We start from the raw sequence: 17825 nt of genomic DNA, 5'->3' as shown, positions 1-17825 counted from the left end.
GACGCGGGGTCTGACACGCCCATCTGCGGCGTTGTCGTCACTCGCCGACGTCCCCCAGCCTTCGGCCGGGAGGTGCCCCCACCGCGTCGACTCCCTCCTCCGCCTTGCAGCTGAACGCGCCAGACCCCGCTCGCCTGGGCCGATACGGCACCGTTGCTTTGCTGCGACTTGATCCGCCGGACAGGCCCTAGGCTCGCGGACATGATCCGTACCGCCGTGCCCGCCGACGTCCCCGTCCTCCACAGCCTGATCCGTGAACTCGCCGAGTACGAGAAGGCCCCGCAGGAGGCCCGGGCCACACCGGAGCAGCTCCACGAGGCGCTGTTCGGCGAGCGCCCCGCCGCCTTCGCCCTCGTCGCCGAGGACGACGCCGGCGGCGGGACGGTCGGCTTCGCCCTGTGGTTCCTGAACTTCTCCACCTGGCGCGGCGTCCACGGCATCTACCTGGAGGACCTGTACGTCCGCCCCATGGCCCGCGGCGCGGGCCACGGCAAGGCCCTGCTGACGGAACTCGCCCGCATCTGCGTGGAGCGCGGCTACCAGCGCCTCGAGTGGTCGGTCCTGAACTGGAACCGCCCCGCGATCGACTTCTACGACTCGCTCGGCGCCCTTCCCCAGGACGAGTGGACGACGTACCGCCTGACGGACGAGGCGCTGACCAAGCTGGGGACCCAGGAGTAGCCCCGCGCCCCCAGACGCCGAAAGCCCAGGTCAGAATCGTCTGACCTGGGCTCTTCCGGAGCCCCCTGTCGGATTCGAACCGACGACCTTCGCTTTACAAGAGCGGTGCTCTGGCCAGCTGAGCTAAGGAGGCGTGCGCGTGCGCCGGACGCACGTGCCCGTGCAGTGTACCCACGTCGCGGGGGCTCTCCGTCGAAAATTTCCGCGAAGTTCACAGTCGTCCGGGTACTGACAGATCGGGTGGCCGGGAGGTAGCGTCCAGAACCGGTTCACTCGTGTGGACTACACCAACCACCTTCCTACAACGGATCGTCCGGCACGTTCCTGCCGGTAGAAGGGGGCCCATTCACCATGGCCACTGTCTCGTTCGACAAGGCGACCCGGATCTACCCGGGTTCCGAGAAGCCCGCCGTAGACGCACTCGAGATCGAGATCGAGGACGGCGAGTTCCTCGTTCTGGTCGGTCCGTCCGGCTGCGGCAAGTCCACCTCGCTCCGGATGCTCGCGGGGCTCGAGGACGTGAACGCCGGCGCCATCCGCATCGGTGACCGTGACGTCACCCACCTGCCGCCCAAGGACCGGGACATCGCGATGGTGTTCCAGAACTACGCGCTGTACCCGCACATGACGGTCGCCGACAACATGGGCTTCGCGCTCAAGATCGCCGGCGTCAACAAGGCGGAGATCCGGCAGAAGGTCGAGGAGGCCGCGAAGATCCTCGACCTGACCGAGTACCTGGACCGCAAGCCGAAGGCGCTCTCCGGCGGTCAGCGCCAGCGTGTCGCCATGGGCCGCGCCATCGTGCGCGAGCCGCAGGTCTTCCTCATGGACGAGCCGCTGTCCAACCTGGATGCCAAGCTCCGTGTGTCGACCCGTACGCAGATCGCCTCGCTCCAGCGCCGTCTGGGCATCACGACCGTCTACGTCACCCACGACCAGGTCGAGGCCATGACGATGGGCGACCGCGTGGCGGTCCTCAAGGACGGTCTGCTCCAGCAGGTCGACTCCCCGCGCAACATGTACGACAAGCCCGCCAACCTCTTCGTGGCCGGCTTCATCGGCTCCCCGGCGATGAACCTGGTCGAGGTCCCGATCACCGACGGCGGCGTGAAGTTCGGCAACAGCGTGGTGCCGGTCAACCGCGAGGCGCTGAAGGCCGCCGCCGACCGCGGCGACCGCACGGTCACCGTCGGCGTGCGCCCCGAGCACTTCGACGTGGTCGAGCACAACGGCGCCGCCGCCTCCTCGCTGTCGAAGGACACCGAGGACGCCCCGGCCGGTCTCGCGGTCTCCGTGAACGTCGTCGAGGAGCTCGGCGCCGACGGCTACGTCTACGGCGCGGCCGAGGTCAGCGGCGAGGTCAAGGACCTGGTGGTCCGCGTCGGCGGCCGTCAGGTGCCGGACAAGGGCGCGCAGCTGCACGTCGTGCCGCGGCCGGGCGAGATCCACGTGTTCTCCACCTCCACGGGCGAGCGCCTCACCGACTGACCGCACACCGCCCGGGACGGCAACTCCCGGATGATTCACCCAGGCTGACGAACCGGGCCCCGCGCACCACCGCGGGGCCCTTTTCGTTGCCGCCGAATACCCCGGCAAAACACCCTTTTCGAGTGATGTACGTCAACCCCCTACCCCAAAAGAGGAGCTTTCTCATCCCCCGAACCGGTGACTAAATGTCGCCAAATCATTACCGGGCGCTACCCTCACACGCGTGAAGCACTCCACCTCCCAACAGCCGCGACGCGACCACCGGGGCCCCGCCCGCCGGATCGGCCGCACCCTCGCCCTCGTCCTGCCCGTCGTCCTGGTGCTCTCCGGGACCCTCGCGGTCACCCGAGTCAACTGGTCGGGGAACCCCTCGAACTCGGTGCTCACCGCGTCCGACGTCTCCACCGCGGGCGGCGCCTCGCGCTCCGTGGTCCGCGCACCGCAGGACCTGCTGCGCGACCGGCTGCTGACCCAGTTGCAGGACAAGGACCCGGGCGTCGTCCTCACGCACCTCCAGGAGGCCGTCAACGGCCACCCGTCGCTCGCCGAGCACTGCGTCTCCATCGCCCGCGCCCTGGGCCGTGCCGCGGTGCGCATCTACGGCGCCCCGCGGGCCCAGTCGTACGCGCGCCCCGTCTGCGACACCTCCTTCGCGTCGGGGGTGGCGGCCGGCCACAGCTGAACCCGACCCCGCGGCCGGCCGCCCCGCGCGGCGGGCGGCCGGTGACGGCCGGCCGAGGACCGATCGCCGGTCCGGGCCCCGGGCGGGGCGCCGCGTACAGTTCGGGCATGACCGATCCGCACGCCGCGTCCCGCCCCACGCAAGCCGTCATCCTGGCCGGGGGCCAGGGTTCCCGGCTGCGCCCCTACACCGACGACCGGCCCAAGCCGATGGTGGAGATCCCCGGCACGGGGACGCCGATCATCGGCCATCAGCTCGTCTGGCTCGCCGAGGAGGGCGTGACGGACGTGGTGGTCAGCTGCGGCCACCTCGCCGACGTCCTCCAGAAGTGGCTGGACTCGGCCGACCTGCCGGTGAACGTCACGACGGTCGTCGAGACCGAGCCGCTCGGCCGCGGTGGCGGTCTGAAGTACGCGGCCGCCCGTCTCCCGCACCCTGACCGGTCCTGGTACGCGACGAACGGCGACATCTGGACCCGTTTCTCGCTGCGCGACATGGCGGACTTCCACACCGAGCGCGACGCCGTCGCGACCCTCGCCCTGGCCCGCCCGCGCATCCCCTGGGGCGCGGTGAAGACCGACGGCTTCGGCCACATCACCGACTTCATCGAGGCCCCGCCGACGACGAACGAGATCAACGCGGGCGTCTACGTCTTCTCCCCGGAGTTCGCCGATCTGCTCCCCGCGCGGGGCGACCACGAGCGCACCACGTTCCCGCATCTGGCGCGCGAACGCCGCCTGGCGGGCTTCCCGATCCCGCAGGGCGCCTACTGGCGGGCGATCGACACGGCGAAGGACCTGACCGAGGCCGCGCGTGAACTGGCCGCTCTGGGCCGCTGAGAGGCCTCCCGGAAGCTCTCCCCGCCCCCCCGGACGCCCCTTTCCCGGGTCAGGGACGCACACAGCTCGTACGACGCCGCACAAGCCCGTGCGACGCCCGTACAGCGCCCGTACAGCGCCCGTACGACGACGGGGCCCCGCACGTCATCCGTGCGGGGCCCCGTCGTCGTGACGGTCGTAGCCCTAGCCGAGCAGGCCGCCGACCAGGCCGGACTGGCCGGCGGAGGAGGAGCCCGAACCGCCGCCCGAGCCGCCGGAGCCACCCGAGCCGCCGGATCCGCCGGAGCCGCCCGAGCTGCTGGAACCGCTGGATCCACTGGGCGAGCCGCTGCCGCCGGACGAGGGACCGGAGCTGGTGCTCGGGGCGCCGCCGGACGAGGTGGACTGCTGGGACGGCGCCTGGCCGGTCGTGCTCTGGCTCTGCCGCCGGCTGGGCGCGCCGGTGGTGGCGTCGCTGCCGGTGTCGCGGGTGGCGTCCGGGGTGGTGGCGGTGTCGCTGGAGGGGCTGGCCGCACCGGAGGGGGCGTCGTGGGTCGGCGCGCTGGAGGAGGGCGACGGCTTCTGCCGGTGCTTGCGCTTGGCCGGGTCCTGCGGGAGCGGCGAACCCGGCAGTTCGTTGCGCGGGGCCTCGCCGGGGCCGGGGACCACGACCCGGTCGGCGTCGCGGACCGCACCGCCGAGCAGGGAGCCGACGAGCAGGGTGAGGCCCACGGCGACGGCCGTGACGAGGGCGCCGCGGCGCAGGACGTACCGGCGCAGTTCCCAGATGTCCGAGCGGGGTCCGAGGCGGCGCCAGGCACCGGCCGCGAGGCGTCCGTCGATCGAGTAGACGGGCGCGCCCGCGATGATCAGCGGGGACCAGGCGGCGAGACAGATGATGTCGGGCGCGTCGTAGACCGGGACCGTCTTCCAGCTGACGGTCACGAGGAGCGCGGCGGACAGCGCGGCGCCGACCACCGCGGTGACCCGCTGCCAGCAGCCGAGGAACGTCAGGACGCCCACGACGACCTGGAGGAAGGCGATGACCAGGCCGGAACCGACCGGGTGCTGGAGCGCGAACTGGCGCAGCGGCTCGGCGACTTCCCAGGGGTGCAGGGTGTCGAGCCACTTGACCATGGAGCCGCGCTTGCCGCCGTCGAAGTAGAGCGGGTCGCAGAGCTTGCCCATGCCGGCGTACACCGAGATGAAGCCGAGGAAGATGCGCAGCGGGAGCAGGACCACGCCGAGGTTCATCCGGCGGCCGGGGAAGTAGGCGTGCCGTGACGGGTCGTCGGCGCGCCGCCCGGAGCGCGAACCGTGCCGCGCCCCGCCCGCCGCCTCGATGTCGTCGTACGCGTCCTCGAACCGCCCGTCGTCGTAGGCGGGTTCGCGGTGCCCGGGACCGCCGTAGGCGGGTGCGCCGTGACCGGGGCCGGCGTGCGCGGGCCGTCCGTAGGCGGGTTCGTCGTAGGCGCTGCCGACCGTGCGCATGTGAGGCAGGAGGCGGGCCCCGGCGGGCATACCGTCGCCCGAGGTGCGCTGGGCGCCGACGACGGGGGTCTCCAGGGTCTGGTCCAGCTCGTCGTACCCGCCGCCGTAACCGCCGTAGCCGCCGTAGCCGCCACCGGGTCGGCCCGGGGCCGCCGTCGTCGGGTCGACGCGCGGGATGACCTGGGTGGCCCCGGCGTCGGCGGAGGGCTGCTCGCCGTGCCGGACGCTGCCGGCCCGCACGGCCTGGAGGAGGCGGTGGGCGCCGGTGTCGTCGGGGGCGGACCTGCCGCTCCAGACGACCGCGCGGCGACGGGTTCCGGCGCCGCCCGCCGCGGGCGCCTGGGCGGTGCCCACGCCGACGCTCAAGTGCCGTGCGATCCGCGGTGATTGGGCGCGTCTCGCCGACGTGCCCAGCTGGACGCGGAAGCTCGCGTGATTGACGATGACCTGCGCCGGATCGCTCGGCACCTTCACCATGCTCAGCGCGGGAGCGTCGTCGTATCCCGACGAGCGGTCCCCCGTGGGTGTGCGGGGTGTTCTGGTGTCCACACTCATCTAACCGAGTGACGTGGAGTTAGGACACTGCTTTGACCGGGCGGATCTGTCCGGACCCCGTCAAGGTTGTCCTCGTCGCCCGGATTGCCCCGAGTGAGTGACAGGGGCGGACGTCCGTTCGGACGGCGTTCCGGCCCGGCCCGAGGCACGCGTCGGACGCGCCCCGGACCTGTCTCCGCCCCGCACCGGGCCCGCGCCGGTCCTGCCCCGGACCTGCGTCCGGTCGATCTCAGGCGCGGCGCCGGGCCGCCTCGTACAGCACGACACCCGCCGCGACACCCGCGTTCAGCGACTCCGCGCCACCGGGCATCGGGATCCGCACCCGGAAGTCGCAGGTCTCGCCGACCAGCCGGGACAGTCCCTTGCCCTCGCTGCCGACGACGATGACGACCGGGCCGCCCAGCGCCTCCAGGTCGCCCACCTCGGCCTCGCCGTCGGCGGCCAGGCCGACCACGGTGAGACCGGACTTCTTGTACGCCTCCAGGGCGCGCGTGAGGTTGGTGGCGCGGGCCACCGGGGTACGCGCGGCCGTACCGGCCGACGTCTTCCACGCACCGGCGGTCATACCGGCGGCGCGCCGCTCGGGCACCACGACGCCGTGGCCGCCGAAGGCGGAGACGGACCGTACGACGGCACCGAGGTTGCGCGGGTCGGTGACGCCGTCGAGGGCGACGATGAGCGGATCGGCGCCCTCGTCGTAGGCGGCGGCCACCAGGTCCTCGGGGTGGGCGTACTCGTACGGCGGGACCTGGAGGACCAGGCCCTGGTGGTTGAGCCCGTTCGTCATCCGGTCGAGCTCGGGACGGGGGGCCTCCATGAGGTTGATCCCGCCGCGCTCGGCCGCGAGCTGGAGCGCCTCGCGCACCCGCTCGTCGTTGTCGATGAACTGCTGGACGTAGAGCGTGGAGGCGGGCACGCCCTCACGCAGCGCCTCGACCACGGGGTTGCGCCCGACGACCATCTCGGACGTGCCCTTGCCGCCGCGGCCGCGCACCACGGGACGGCGGGCGACCTGCTTCGCCTTCGCGGTGGCGATGCGGTTCTTCTTGTGCTTCTTGCGCATCTCGGCGGGCGGGGTCGGGCCCTTGCCCTCCAGGCCCTTGCGTCGCTGGCCGCCACTGCCGACCTGCGCGCCCTTCTTGCCGGACATGCGGCGGTTGTTAGCGGCCATGACCTACCTGTCTGTGCGGGGCGACGCGGCGCGTGCGCCCGCGTCGAAGCGTGTACGTCTATGAAGTGTGCCGCCCGGAGGCCCGGACGGCACAATCGATCACGTGGGCGATCGGGTGGGGTCAGCGCGGGCCGAGGCTCCAGCGCGGCCCCTGCGGACCGTCCTCGATGACGAGTCCGGACTGGTTGAGCTGGTCGCGGATGGCGTCCGCGGTGGCCCAGTCCTTGCGGGTCCGGGCCGCCTCGCGCTGGTCGAGGACCAGTCGTACGAGGCTGTCGACGACGCCGTGCAGATCGTCGCCCCGGTCCGTCTCCTCGGCCCAGTGCGGGTCGAGCGGGTCGAGCCCGAGGACGCCCAGCATGGCGCGCACCTCGGCGAGACGGGCGACCGCCGCTTCCTTGTCGTCGGCGGCGAGCGCGGAGTTGCCCTGCCGGACGGCGGTGTGCACGACGGCGAGCGCCTGCGGCACGCCCAGGTCGTCGTCCATCGCCTCGGCGAAGGCGGGCGGCACCTCGGCGGCGGGTTCGACGACCCCGCCCGCCTTCTCCACGACCCGCTGCACGAAGCCCTCGATGCGCGCGAACGCCGACTCGGCGTCGCGCAGGGCCTCCTCGCTGTACTCGATCATGGAGCGGTAGTGCGGGGTGCCGAGGTAGTAGCGCAGCACGATCGGGCGCCAGTCCTTGACCATCTTGGAGACGAGGACCGAGTTCCCGAGCGACTTGGACATCTTCTCGCCGGCCTTGGTGACCCAGGCGTTGTGCACCCAGTACCGGGCGAACTCGTCGCCGAACGCCTTGGCCTGGGCGATCTCGTTCTCATGGTGCGGGAAGATCAGGTCGAGCCCGCCGCCGTGGATGTCGAAGGCGGAACCGAGGTACTTGTGCGCCATGGCGGAGCACTCCAGGTGCCAGCCCGGGCGCCCGCGCCCCCACGGCGTCTCCCAGCTCGGCTCGCCGGGCCTGACCGACTTCCACATGGCGAAGTCGCGGTGGTCCCGCTTGCCCGTCTCGCCCTCGCCCGAGGGCTGGCGGAGGTTGTCCAACTCCTGGTTGGAGAGCTGGAGATACCCCGGGAAGGAGCGCACGTCGAAGTAGACGTTGCCGTCTGCCTCGTAGGCGTGTCCGCGCTCGATGAGCCCGCGCATCATCTCGATCATCTCGGGCACGTGCCCGGTCGCCCGCGGCTCGTACGTGGGCGGCAGGCAACCGAGGGCCTGGTAGCCGTCGTTGAACGCGCGCTCGTTGTCGTAGCCGATGGACCACCAGGGGCGGTCCTGCTCGTGCGACTTCTTGATGATCTTGTCGTCGATGTCGGTGACGTTGCGGATGAACGTGACGTCGTAACCGCGGTAGGCGAACCAGCGGCGCATGATGTCGAAGTTCAGCCCCGACCGGATGTGTCCGATGTGGGGGGCCGCCTGAACGGTGGCACCACACAGGTAGATCGAGACACAACCCGGCTTGAGCGGGGCGAAGTCACGGATCTGCCGGGCGCTGGTGTCGTACAGGCGAATAGTCACCACTCCAGGGTAGTGGTCGTGAGGCAGTGCCCCGCGACCCTTCCGCCTTAATTCTCCCGGACGACGGGAGCACGCGAACCCGCGGACGCGCGGGGCGGAGCCCCCTCCCGGCCCTGCGTCCCGGCCGGGCCGGGTGCGTGGAGGGGAGGGCGGTCTCGGCCCGTACGGACCACCGGCGCCGTCCGGGCGGGCTCAGCCCGCGCGGACCACCAGCGCCGTCGCCACCGCCATCAGGCCTTCGCCGCGCCCGGGGAAGCCGAGCCCGTCCGTCGTGGCCCCGGACACCGAGACCGTCGCGCCGACCGCCTCGGACAGGACCTTCTGCGCCTCGTCGCGCCGCTTGCCGATCTTCGGGCGGGGCCCGACGACCTGGACGGCGACGTTGCCGATGACGAACCCGGCCTCGCGCACCAGCCGCGCGGCCTCGGTCAGCAGCGTCACCCCGGACGCCCCGGCCCACTCGGGCCGCCCGGTGCCGAAGTGCTGCCCCAGATCACCGAGCCCGGCCGCGGAGAACAGCGCGTTGCACGCGGCGTGGGCGACGACGTCCGCGTCGGAGTGCCCGGCCAGGCCCGGACCCTCGCCCTCCCACTTCAGACCGGCGCACCACAGCTCGCGCCCTTCCTCGAAGGCGTGGATGTCCGTACCGATCCCCACCTGCGGCAGCACGGGCACGTACGCCCCGGCGCCCCGGTCGGCACCGGACGTCCCGGAGAGCTCAGAAGCCATCGTTCAGCCTCCGGCGCGCCAGGACCGCCTCCGCCAGCACCAGGTCCAGCGGCCGGGTGACCTTGAAGGCCTCCTCGTGCCCGGGGACCACCACGACCGGCAGGCCGAGCCGCTCCACCATGCTCGCGTCGTCGGTGACGTCGTCGGTCACGGTCTCGTGGGCGCGCAGCAGCGTGGCCCGGTCGAAGCCCTGAGGAGTCTGGACGGCCCGCAGCCGCTTCCGTTCGGGCGTGCCGAGCACCGGCTCCGGCTCGCCCGCCACGGTCGCCGGCTCGACCTCCTTGACCGTGTCCGCGAGCGGCAGCGCGGGCACGACCGCGGCCGCGCCCTCCCGTACGGCCTCGATCACGGCGTCGACCGTGTCGACCGGCACCAGGGGCCGGGCGGCGTCGTGCACGAGCACGATGCCGCAGTCCGGCGGCAGCGCGTCGAGGCCGAGCTTCACCGACTCCTGGCGGGTCTCGCCGCCGGGGACGACGAGGAAGTCGGTCCGCTCCGGCAGCGCGTGCGCGTCGAGCAGCGACTTGACCTCGCCCGCGCCGTCGGGCGGCGCCACGACGACGACCAGGGAGACGGCGCGGGACGCGGCCATGGCGCGCGCGGCGTGGATGAGCATGGGGGTGCCGTTCAGCGCGCGGAGCGCCTTGGGTGCGCCCGGACCGAGGCGCACACCCCGGCCGGCGGCCGGGATCACGACGGCGGTACGGGTGGTCACAGCCGGGACTTCCGGAACGGCATCCGCGGTCGAAGGGCGCGAAACGTCAGACATCGGTTCCTGTCAGGTTTGTGTGCTCGGCCTACGTGGGTATGGCCACAGCGTGCCGGGCGCGACGCCTCGACCGGAACCCTTCCGTGACACCGGTCGAGCCAGCTGCCCGGGCCCGGCACACCAGTATCGGGGGAATTCCTCGTGGCGTACGGCATCCGAGTACGGCGTACGAAGAAATGCCGCAGCGCCCGGCGACAGAAGATACGTCATCGGGCACCGCGGCATTTCACTGTGCAGAGTGAGCGGCGTGCTGAGCAGGGCGGACGGTGCCGCCGCGCGTCAGGACGCGAGGACCTCGTCGAGCAGGGCCTCCGCCTTGTCCTCGTTCGTGTTCTCCGCGAGAGCCAGCTCGCTCACCAGGATCTGGCGGGCCTTGGCGAGCATGCGCTTCTCACCGGCGGAGAGTCCGCGCTCGCGCTCACGACGCCACAGGTCACGCACGACTTCCGCGACCTTGATGACATCGCCGGAGGCGAGCTTCTCCAGATTTGCCTTGTAGCGGCGTGACCAGTTCGTGGGCTCCTCGGCGTACGGAGCGCGCAGCACCTCGAAGACCCGGTCCAGCCCGTCCTGACCGACCACATCACGCACGCCGACGAACTCCGCATTGTCCGCTGGCACACGTACCGTCAGGTCGCCCTGGGCGACCTTCAGCACCAAGTAGGTCTTGTCCACGCCTTTGATCTGACGAGTTTCGATAGCCTCGATCAGCGCGGCCCCGTGATGGGGATAGACCACGGTGTCGCCAACCTTGAACGTCATGTGACAGGTACCCCTTCCGTGGCTATCCAGAGTAACACGGAAACGACGGGTTCTGAATGGCGTTTTCGCAGGTCAGGGCATATCTCGGGGCTTGACAACAGCAACAGGAACGTGCATCGCGGGCCGATCGGAAGCGGGTATTCGCAGGTCGGAGCGGCTGTCCAGGGGAAGGGAAACGCACACGTTACACACATCCGGAGGCCGCCCCAAGCGGCCGAACGTCCCTAAATGTCTGGTTCCATACGATCGACTTCCGCTACTCCGTTCGGTTGCCGGTGTCGACCGCGACACGATTCCGGAATTGATCACGGGGTGATCACGAGGGAAGATCGCAAGGGGAGATCACAAGTCCGGAGGAACGGCCGACCGACCACATCGGTGATCAATTCCGCCGCTTAGGGGCCTGCCACCACCAGGTATTCCGCCACGGAAAATCCGCAAGCCCGTCTAAGTGAATCTCGTACGACGGTGGGACCAATACGTTCCCGGTCGCTTCCGGCTCCGGAAAGCCGTCCGGGTACCGCCTGCTGAGCGAAGCCGGGCGCCCCGGGGGAGGGTCGGGTGCGGCGGCTCCGGAACGGCTCGGTAACCTAAGGCCGCTGACAGACACTTAGGGCGGCTTTAGGTACAGCTGCCCCTGCGTTCAAGGAGAAGCCGCCGCCGTGAGCAGCAGCCTTCGACGCGGCGCCCTCGCCGCCTCCGCCATCGCGTTCTCGATCGCCTCGCTCGCCGCGTGCGGCGCGGGCAACAGTTCCCAGACGCTGGAGGTCCAGCCCGACAACGCGGCGACGAGCGTCGGCGACATCAAGATCCAGAACGCTCTCGTCATCACCCAGCCCGGCACGGACACCTCGGGTCCCTCGGTGATCTCCGCGACCGTCTTCAACAGCGGCACCAGCGCCCAGACCCTGGACTCCATCAGCGTCGAGGGCGGCGGCAGCGCCAAGCTCTCCCCCGCCAAGGGCAGCGACAAGCTGAGCATCCCGGCGGGCGGCTCCCTGGTCCTCGGCGGCAAGGACAACGCCTCCGCGGTGCTCTCCGACGCCGCCGAGGCCGTCCAGAACGGCAACGTCCAGAAGATCACCTTCACCTTCAGCTCGACCGGCGCCGTGAACATCAGCGCCTTCGTCGTCCCGGCCGAGAGCTACTTCTCCTCCTGGGGCCCGAGCGACATCCCGAGCGTCACGCCGTCCGCCACCGAGGAGGCGTCGCCGGGCGAGTCGGCGTCCCCGAACGAGTCCGCCTCCCCGAACGAGTCGGCGTCCCCGAACGCGACCGCCACCGAGTCGGCGGCCGGCCAGTAGGCAGGCCCGGCCCGCGGGCCGGCCCGCGGGTCCGTCTCCGGGCGCGACCCGTGAGCGGTGCGCCGCGGGTCCGGCCCGTGCACGTGCGAGAAGGGCGGCACCCTCTCCGGGGTGCCGCCCTTCTCCGTGCGTACCGGATTCCTCCGGCCCGCCCCGACTCCCGACGGCTGTCTACGGCTCGAACTTGTAGCCGAGGCCGCGCACCGTCACCAGGTACCTCGGCGCACCGGGGTCCGGCTCGATCTTCGCGCGCAGGCGCTTGACGTGGACGTCGAGGGTCTTGGTGTCACCGACGTAGTCGGCGCCCCAGACCCGGTCGATCAGCTGCATACGGGTGAGGACGCGGCCCGCGTTGCGCAGCAGCATCTCCAGCAGGTCGAACTCCTTGAGCGGGAGGTCGACCTTCGAGCCGGAGACGGTGACCACGTGGCGGTCGACGTCCATCCGGACCGGGCCGGCCTCCAGCGCGGCCGGAGTGACCTCCTCGGGTTCGCCCCGGCGGCGCAGGACCGCCCGGATACGGGCGACCAGTTCGCGCGAGGAGAACGGCTTGGTGACGTAGTCGTCGGCTCCTATTTCCAGACCGACCACCTTGTCGATCTCGCTGTCCTTGGCGGTGACCATGATCACCGGGACGTTCGAGCGGCCGCGCAGCTGACGGCACACCTCGGTGCCGGGCAGCCCCGGCAGCATCAGATCGAGCAGGACGAGATCGGCGCCGTTGCGCTCGAACTCGTCGAGCCCGTCAGGGCCCGTGGTCGCGACTGCGACCTCGAAGCCCTCCTTGCGGAGCATGTACGACAGGGCGTCGGAGAAGGACTCCTCGTCCTCGACGACAAGCACACGGGTCACGGAAGGACCTCCGGGGCGGAAAGCGTTTCGTACGCGGTTGAGTCGGGGGATGTGGTGCGCGAGGGGTGGGCCGAAGGTGCGGCCCGGCCGGTCTCGACGTTCCCGACGGCGTCCTCGACGGCGTTGTCGATGACGTTCTCGGGGATGTCCTCGTCGTAGTCGTCGTATTCGTCGTTCACGTGATCGTCGTAGGTGTCGTCCACGTGGTCGAGATCGGGATGCTGCTGGGCGCGGTCGCGGGCCGCACCCGCCTCCGGCAGCCGCAGAGTGAACGTGGAGCCCTGTCCCTCGGAGCTCCACACCGTGACCTCCCCGCCGTGCGAGGCGGCCACGTGCTTGACGATCGCCAGCCCGAGGCCCGTACCACCCGTGGCACGGGAGCGGGCGGGGTCGACCCGGTAGAAGCGCTCGAAGATGCGCTCCTTGTCCTTGTCCGAGATGCCGATGCCCTGGTCGGTCACGGCGATCTCGATGAGATCCCCGCTGGGCACGCTGACCCGGCGGGCGGCTATGCCGACGCGGGTGCGGGCCGGCGAATAATTGACGGCGTTCTCGACGAGATTGCCCAGTGCGGCGGCGAGCTGCCCCCTGTTCCCCCAGATCCGCAGGTCGGCGGTGCCACCCGCGGCCATGGTGATCTGCTTGGTGCCGGCCTGGTGACGGCACCGGTCGATGGCCTCGGCGACCAGTTCGCCGACCCGGACGGGCTCGGCGTCCTCCAGGGGGTCGTCGTTCTGGACCCGGGAGAGGTCGATGAGCTCCTGGACCAGGTTCGTCAGCCGGGTGGCCTCGATCTGCATCCGCCCGGCGAAGCGCTCCACCGCCTCCGGATCGTCCGAGGCGTCCATGACGGCCTCGGAGAGCAGGGAGAGCGCGCCGACCGGGGTCTTGAGCTCATGGCTGACGTTCGCGACGAAGTCGCGCCGTACCGCCTCGATGCGCCGGGCCTCGGTGAGGTCCTCGACGAGGAGCAGGACGAGCCGGGAGCCGAGGGGGGCGACCCGCGCGGACACGGCGAGGGCCTCGCCCCGCCCGGTCCCCCGCCTGGGCAGATCCAGTTCGACCTGGCGTATCTCGCCGTCCCGCCGGGTGTCCCGGGCCATCTGGAGCATGGGTTCGACGGCGAGCTTCCCCCCGCGCACCAGCCCGAGGGCGTACGCGGCGGAGCTCGCCTTGACCACGGCGTCCGCCTCGTCGAGCACGACGGCGGAGGAGCGGAGCACGGACAGGACCGTGTCCACCCCCGGCGGGAGCACGAGGTCGGTGTGCAGAGAGGTTCTGGTGGGTCGCTGCTGGTCGCGTTCGCTCCAGCGGAACGCCAGCATGGCGATGGCGCCGGTGAGCACCCCGGCGATCGCTGCCGCTGCGGCGACCGCCGCGTTCACGTCCATGCCCCCAGGTTAGGCATGCCGTCCCGGATGGCTACAGCCATCGAAGTGCGACCTCGAACACTCGTCGCCCAGAGTTCACCTTGGAGCTAGCAGTGGTTCATTTTGGGTGACGGAAACCGACGCGTACAGGCCTGAACGTGGGAGCGTGGGGTTCGTACCGCCGGTTCGAAACGTTCGAGGACTCAGACGTTCGAGGACTCACATGTCCGGAGGACCGGCCCCCCAAACCCCTATGGAACACGTACGAGAGGGAACCTGATGCGGGACGCGTACCACGAGGAACTGGACTCGATCGGCGACGGACTGGTGGAGATGGCCCGGCTGGTCGGGTCGGCGATCGGGCGCGCCACGACCGCCATCCTCGACTCCGACCTGAAGCTGGCCGAGAGCGTCATCGAGGCGGACAAGAAGGTCGACGAGCTCCAGCACGACCTGGAAGCCCGCGCGATAGCCCTGCTGGCCCGGCAGCAGCCGGTCGCCACCGACCTGCGGATCGTCGTCACGTCACTGCGGATGTCGGCCGACCTGGAGCGCTCCGGCGACCTCGCCCAGCACGTGGCGAAGCTCGCGCGCCTGCGCTTCCCGGAGCACGCCATACCGCACGACCTGCACGCCACGATCCTGGAGATGGGTCAGCTCGCGCAGCGTCTGATGGCGAAGGCGGCCGAGGTGATCATCACCAAGGACGTCGATCTGGCGATGCAGCTGGAGACCGACGACGACGCCATGGACCTGCTGCACCGCACCCTGTTCCAGCACCTGATGGACGACCGCTGGAAGCACGGCATCGAGACCGCGGTCGACGTGACGCTGCTGGGCCGTTACTACGAGCGGTTCGCCGACCACGCGGTGGCGGTCGCCAAGCGCGTGGTGTTCCTGGTGACGGGTGAGCACGCGGACGAGCTCCAGCCCGACATCCAGCCGGAGATCCAGGCCTCCGGCCCCAAGGGCGTCTGACCCTCCGTATCCGAACAGGCGCGAAGGGGATCGGCCGGGGCGTGCCCGAAGCCACTGTGCGCCGTTGATGCGCCCGGTGGAGCGGGCATGGAATGGGCACAGGCACCGCCTCGAGTGGAGGGACCCAGAGACATGGCCGAATCCCCCAGCACGACACCCGACCCCGCGCAGGAACGCCCCACCGAGCAGCCCGCCGACATCAGGAACCTGACGCTGATCGGCGCGTGCGGCTGCGGCTCGGGCTGCGGGTGCGGGTGCCAGTCGGGCAACCCCTGCCAGTGCGGCTGACGAAGCCCACGACACGCGACGGCGTACGACGACGAAGATCGTCGTACGCCGTCGCGCGTCCCGCCTCTCCTTGCACCCCGCCGGTCGCCGCCTCGGCCGTACGGGCGCAGCATGGAAGGTGATCCGCAGGGACAGGAGGTGCGGGACCATGCCCCAGTTCATGGACATCCACCACGGTATGCAGGGCATCACGGCCGACCAGCTGGCCGCGGCCCACAAGGCGGACCTCGCGATCGAGGGCGACGAGCAGGTGCACTTCGAACGGGCCTGGGCGGACCCGGCCACCGGAACCGTCTACTGCCTCTCCGAGGCTCCCTCCGCCGAGGCGGTCCAGCGCGTGCACGAACGCGCCGGCCACAAGGCGGACGAGATCCACGCGGTCCCCCTGTCCGTCTGATGACGCCGCCCGCCCCGGCGGTCCCGGCTCACTTCACGTCGACGAAGTCGGCGAGGCCGGGGTGAGGCCGGTGCCCGCGAAGCAGTAGCGGTACTCGCCGTCCACCGTCGCCTTCACGGAGGCCTTGGCCCAGCCGTTCCGGTCGGTCCTGACCTTCTGCGGCGTGCCGAAGGCGCCGCTCCTGCCCTTGCGGAACCGGAGCAGCACCTGGTGCCCGATGAGCGGCACGTCCTCGTGCTGTTACCAGCTCGCGACGGTCGTCCGGGCCCTGACCGTGACGGCCTTGCCCTTGGACGTGGTCCCGCTCTGCTTCACGCAGCGGCCGGACCCGACCTGGGCCGGCCGGCCGTCGGCCTGCGCCCGGATGTCCCCGTGCCACAGCCCGTACGTCACGCTCCGGACGCCGGACGGGTCGTCGACCGTCGCGAAGACCTGGAAGACGACCTTCGCCCTGGCCCCGACGACGACCGTGCAGTCGAACCTCTGGTTGACCACGATGTCGCTGAATCTCGTGGGCGAGTCGGCCTGCGCGGCCCCGGCGGCCGGGCCGGCCGGAGCGGTGACGACCAGGGCGGCGGCGAGGGCGGCGGTGGCGGTGACAGTGGCGCGTGGACGCATGATGCGGTCTCCCGCTTTCATCGACGGGGTGATGACTTCACCCGCGTCAGACAGAGGGAATCACCGGGGAGTTGTGCCATTGCCGCCCGGCCCATGACTTGACCCCGGCGTCTCCCCGGGTTGGCGAAATCAGCGACTGCCGGTCAACTTCCTTACGCGCACGCGGAATTCGAACCGCTTTTCACTGCGTCCGCTCCGGTGCGCAGGCGATGGCCAGCAATGCCATGTCGTCGGTTCTCCGGCCACCGGTGTGCCGGTGCACATCGGCCAGCAGGGCGTCGAGGAGGGCGTCCGGTCGGGCATCCGGGAATACGGCGGCTCCCCCCACGGGGTCGTAGAAGACGCCCTTCTCGTCGCGGGCCTCCGTCAGCCCGTCCGTGTAGAGCAGCAGAGTCGCCCCCTCCGGGAAGGCCACCAGGTCGACGGGGGCCGGGTCGTCGGCCAGGGCGGCCATGCCCAGGGGCACGGCCGGTCGGCTGGGCTCGACGTACTTCACGTCGCCGGGCAGGAGCAGCACGGGTGCGGGGTGGCCGCGGTTGACGAGGCGGACCGCCCTCTCGTGCCGGGGAAACTCCGCCACCACGCCCGTGATGAACCCCTCGAGCTCGGTCTCGCTGCCCGACTGCTGGGTCTCCAGGACGGCGGCCCGCTCCAGCCGCTCCACGAGCTTGGTCAGGCTGGGCTCCTGGAGGGCCGCCTCGCGAAAGGTGAAGACGCTGGCCGCGACCGCCCTGACCGCGTCCAGTCCCTTGCCGCGCACGTCACCGACCACGCAGCGCACGCCGTACGGGGTGTCGACCACGGCGTAGAGGTCCCCGCCGATCTGTGCGTCCGCCTGTGCCGCCTCGTAGCGCGCGGCGAAACGCAGCGGACCGCTCGCCTTCGGCGGCCCCGGCAGCACGGCGTACTGGACGGCGGCGGCGATGTCGCGCACGGAACGCAGCTGGGTCTGGAGGTGATCCAGGAGGCGGTTGAGGAAGATCGCGATCACGGTCACCGTCGCCACCATGGCCAGCTCGCTGACCTCGGGCCCACTTCGGTGGTAGCCGAAGTACATGTACGAGGCCAGGTCGAGAAAAAACGCGCACGCCCCGGTGAGGACGGTGCCGCGCAGGGTCAGCAGAGGCGCGGCCATCAGGATCGCGGCCGCGTAGAAGGCCGCGGCACTGACCGTGGACGGCGTGAGAAAGTCGATCAGACCTGCTCCGGTGAGCAGGGCGGCCGGCATCAGGCGCCTGCGCTTCTCCAGCCACTGCCACACTCCCGGCCTCGCCACGCGCAGCTCCCGATGCCGACGGCTCTCCCTGCCGGCCCAGGCTAAGGCCCGCCCCGCACGCCCCGCCGCCGCAC

The 17825-nt window shown here is 71.1% G+C and carries 19 protein-coding genes and 1 tRNA gene; 8 read left to right on the top strand and 12 right to left on the bottom strand.

The genetic code is table 11. From position 1 onward, the window contains the following. Positions 1–201 precede the first annotated feature (201 nt). Positions 202–681 carry a GNAT family N-acetyltransferase gene (locus ACZ60B_RS22250; protein ID WP_469389507.1) on the top strand — a complete coding sequence of 160 codons (480 nt, stop codon included), beginning with the start codon at positions 202–204 and terminating at the stop codon, positions 679–681. A gap of 59 nt (positions 682–740) precedes the next feature. Here the strand turns inward: ACZ60B_RS22250 and ACZ60B_RS22245 are convergent. Further along, positions 741–814: transfer RNA gene (locus tag ACZ60B_RS22245), tRNA-Thr, on the bottom strand. Between the two features lie 218 nt (positions 815–1032). Between ACZ60B_RS22245 and ACZ60B_RS22240 the strand changes: the two genes are divergently transcribed. The 3 genes from ACZ60B_RS22240 to ACZ60B_RS22230 all read left to right on the top strand — a co-directional run bounded on the left by ACZ60B_RS22240 (position 1033) and on the right by ACZ60B_RS22230 (position 3690). Next, positions 1033–2169, top strand: coding sequence for an ABC transporter ATP-binding protein (locus tag ACZ60B_RS22240; RefSeq protein ID WP_469389505.1), 1137 nt, complete (start codon positions 1033–1035; stop codon positions 2167–2169). Positions 2170–2392: 223 nt separating this feature from the next. After that, complete coding sequence (locus ACZ60B_RS22235) at positions 2393–2851, top strand: hypothetical protein (protein ID WP_469389503.1); 459 nt, start codon at positions 2393–2395, stop codon at positions 2849–2851. A 107-nt stretch (positions 2852–2958) separates the two neighbouring features. Further along, complete coding sequence (locus ACZ60B_RS22230) at positions 2959–3690, top strand: nucleotidyltransferase family protein (RefSeq protein WP_152893137.1); 732 nt, start codon at positions 2959–2961, stop codon at positions 3688–3690. 183 nt (positions 3691–3873) lie between these two features. Here ACZ60B_RS22230 and ACZ60B_RS22225 read toward each other — a convergent pair whose 3' ends face one another. The 6 genes from ACZ60B_RS22225 to ACZ60B_RS22200 form a co-directional block, all read right to left on the bottom strand. Next, a complete protein-coding gene (locus ACZ60B_RS22225) occupies positions 3874–5715 on the bottom strand; it encodes a DoxX family membrane protein (protein WP_469389501.1) in 1842 nt (613 codons plus the stop codon). Positions 5716–5944: 229 nt separating this feature from the next. Further along, positions 5945–6886 carry a 23S rRNA (guanosine(2251)-2'-O)-methyltransferase RlmB gene (gene rlmB, locus ACZ60B_RS22220; RefSeq protein WP_351620569.1) on the bottom strand — a complete coding sequence of 314 codons (942 nt, stop codon included), beginning with the start codon at positions 6884–6886 and terminating at the stop codon, positions 5945–5947. 121 nt (positions 6887–7007) lie between these two features. Further along, on the bottom strand, positions 7008–8408 hold the full coding sequence (gene cysS / locus ACZ60B_RS22215) for a cysteine--tRNA ligase (protein WP_469389499.1): 1401 nt from the start codon (positions 8406–8408) through the stop codon (positions 7008–7010). 192 nt (positions 8409–8600) lie between these two features. Further along, positions 8601–9137 carry a 2-C-methyl-D-erythritol 2,4-cyclodiphosphate synthase gene (gene ispF / locus ACZ60B_RS22210; RefSeq protein ID WP_469389497.1) on the bottom strand — a complete coding sequence of 179 codons (537 nt, stop codon included), beginning with the start codon at positions 9135–9137 and terminating at the stop codon, positions 8601–8603. Then, positions 9127–9906 (bottom strand): 2-C-methyl-D-erythritol 4-phosphate cytidylyltransferase, encoded by a 780-nt coding sequence (gene ispD / locus ACZ60B_RS22205; protein WP_469389495.1) that lies wholly within the window; start codon positions 9904–9906, stop codon positions 9127–9129. Before ispD ends, ispF begins: the two co-directional genes overlap by 11 nt. 279 nt (positions 9907–10185) lie before the next feature. Further along, entirely contained in the window at positions 10186–10668 is a 483-nt protein-coding gene (locus ACZ60B_RS22200) for a CarD family transcriptional regulator (protein WP_003953493.1), read from the bottom strand. A gap of 662 nt (positions 10669–11330) precedes the next feature. Here ACZ60B_RS22200 and ACZ60B_RS22195 point away from each other — a divergent pair. Next, positions 11331–11972 (top strand): copper chaperone PCu(A)C domain-containing protein, encoded by a 642-nt coding sequence (locus ACZ60B_RS22195; RefSeq protein WP_469389492.1) that lies wholly within the window; start codon positions 11331–11333, stop codon positions 11970–11972. 171 nt (positions 11973–12143) lie between these two features. Here the strand turns inward: ACZ60B_RS22195 and phoP are convergent, their stop codons facing one another. Beyond that, complete coding sequence (gene phoP / locus ACZ60B_RS22190) at positions 12144–12815, bottom strand: two-component system response regulator PhoP (RefSeq protein ID WP_004000192.1); 672 nt, start codon at positions 12813–12815, stop codon at positions 12144–12146. A gap of 5 nt (positions 12816–12820) precedes the next feature. Continuing rightward, positions 12821–14215: a two-component system sensor histidine kinase PhoR gene (gene phoR, locus ACZ60B_RS22185; protein WP_469389490.1), complete on the bottom strand. Its 1395-nt coding sequence runs from the start codon at positions 14213–14215 to the stop codon at positions 12821–12823. Between the two features lie 258 nt (positions 14216–14473). On the opposite strand from phoR, the gene phoU reads away from it, so the two are divergent. The 3 genes from phoU to ACZ60B_RS22170 all read left to right on the top strand — a co-directional run bounded on the left by phoU (position 14474) and on the right by ACZ60B_RS22170 (position 15857). Beyond that, the gene (gene phoU, locus ACZ60B_RS22180) at positions 14474–15172 is read left to right on the top strand and encodes a phosphate signaling complex protein PhoU (protein ID WP_469389488.1); all 699 of its coding nucleotides are present in this window, start codon (positions 14474–14476) and stop codon (positions 15170–15172) included. Between the two features lie 132 nt (positions 15173–15304). Further along, positions 15305–15460, top strand: a complete 156-nt coding sequence (locus tag ACZ60B_RS22175) for a hypothetical protein (protein WP_469389486.1) — start codon at positions 15305–15307, stop codon at positions 15458–15460. A 148-nt stretch (positions 15461–15608) separates the two neighbouring features. Beyond that, positions 15609–15857, top strand: a complete 249-nt coding sequence (locus tag ACZ60B_RS22170; protein WP_469389484.1) for an SCO4226 family nickel-binding protein — start codon at positions 15609–15611, stop codon at positions 15855–15857. A gap of 33 nt (positions 15858–15890) precedes the next feature. Here the strand turns inward: ACZ60B_RS22170 and ACZ60B_RS22165 are convergent, their stop codons facing one another. The 3 genes from ACZ60B_RS22165 to ACZ60B_RS22155 form a co-directional block, all read right to left on the bottom strand. Further along, positions 15891–16085: a hypothetical protein gene (locus ACZ60B_RS22165; protein ID WP_469389482.1), complete on the bottom strand. Its 195-nt coding sequence runs from the start codon at positions 16083–16085 to the stop codon at positions 15891–15893. A 12-nt stretch (positions 16086–16097) separates the two neighbouring features. Further along, entirely contained in the window at positions 16098–16475 is a 378-nt protein-coding gene (locus ACZ60B_RS22160; RefSeq protein WP_469389480.1) for a hypothetical protein, read from the bottom strand. Between the two features lie 181 nt (positions 16476–16656). Continuing rightward, positions 16657–17751: a PP2C family protein-serine/threonine phosphatase gene (locus ACZ60B_RS22155; RefSeq protein ID WP_469389478.1), complete on the bottom strand. Its 1095-nt coding sequence runs from the start codon at positions 17749–17751 to the stop codon at positions 16657–16659. Positions 17752–17825: the final 74 nt, after the last annotated feature.

Source organism: Streptomyces sp. NPDC104096 (assembly GCF_055584385.1).
This window is presented reverse-complemented; position numbering and strand designations above follow the sequence as displayed.

Coding starts and splice junctions, on each gene's coding strand:
- ACZ60B_RS22250 (WP_469389507.1), top strand. CDS start 202: ATGATCCGTACCGCCGTGCCCGCCGACGTCCCCGTCCTCCACAGCCTG.
- ACZ60B_RS22240 (WP_469389505.1), top strand. CDS start 1,033: ATGGCCACTGTCTCGTTCGACAAGGCGACCCGGATCTACCCGGGTTCC.
- ACZ60B_RS22230 (WP_152893137.1), top strand. CDS start 2,959: ATGACCGATCCGCACGCCGCGTCCCGCCCCACGCAAGCCGTCATCCTG.
- ACZ60B_RS22225 (WP_469389501.1), bottom strand. CDS start 5,715: ATGAGTGTGGACACCAGAACACCCCGCACACCCACGGGGGACCGCTCG.
- rlmB (WP_351620569.1), bottom strand. CDS start 6,886: ATGGCCGCTAACAACCGCCGCATGTCCGGCAAGAAGGGCGCGCAGGTC.
- ispF (WP_469389497.1), bottom strand. CDS start 9,137: ATGGCTTCTGAGCTCTCCGGGACGTCCGGTGCCGACCGGGGCGCCGGG.
- ispD (WP_469389495.1), bottom strand. CDS start 9,906: ATGTCTGACGTTTCGCGCCCTTCGACCGCGGATGCCGTTCCGGAAGTC.
- ACZ60B_RS22200 (WP_003953493.1), bottom strand. CDS start 10,668: ATGACGTTCAAGGTTGGCGACACCGTGGTCTATCCCCATCACGGGGCC.
- phoR (WP_469389490.1), bottom strand. CDS start 14,215: ATGGACGTGAACGCGGCGGTCGCCGCAGCGGCAGCGATCGCCGGGGTG.
- phoU (WP_469389488.1), top strand. CDS start 14,474: ATGCGGGACGCGTACCACGAGGAACTGGACTCGATCGGCGACGGACTG.
- ACZ60B_RS22175 (WP_469389486.1), top strand. CDS start 15,305: ATGGCCGAATCCCCCAGCACGACACCCGACCCCGCGCAGGAACGCCCC.
- ACZ60B_RS22170 (WP_469389484.1), top strand. CDS start 15,609: ATGCCCCAGTTCATGGACATCCACCACGGTATGCAGGGCATCACGGCC.
- ACZ60B_RS22160 (WP_469389480.1), bottom strand. CDS start 16,475: ATGCGTCCACGCGCCACTGTCACCGCCACCGCCGCCCTCGCCGCCGCC.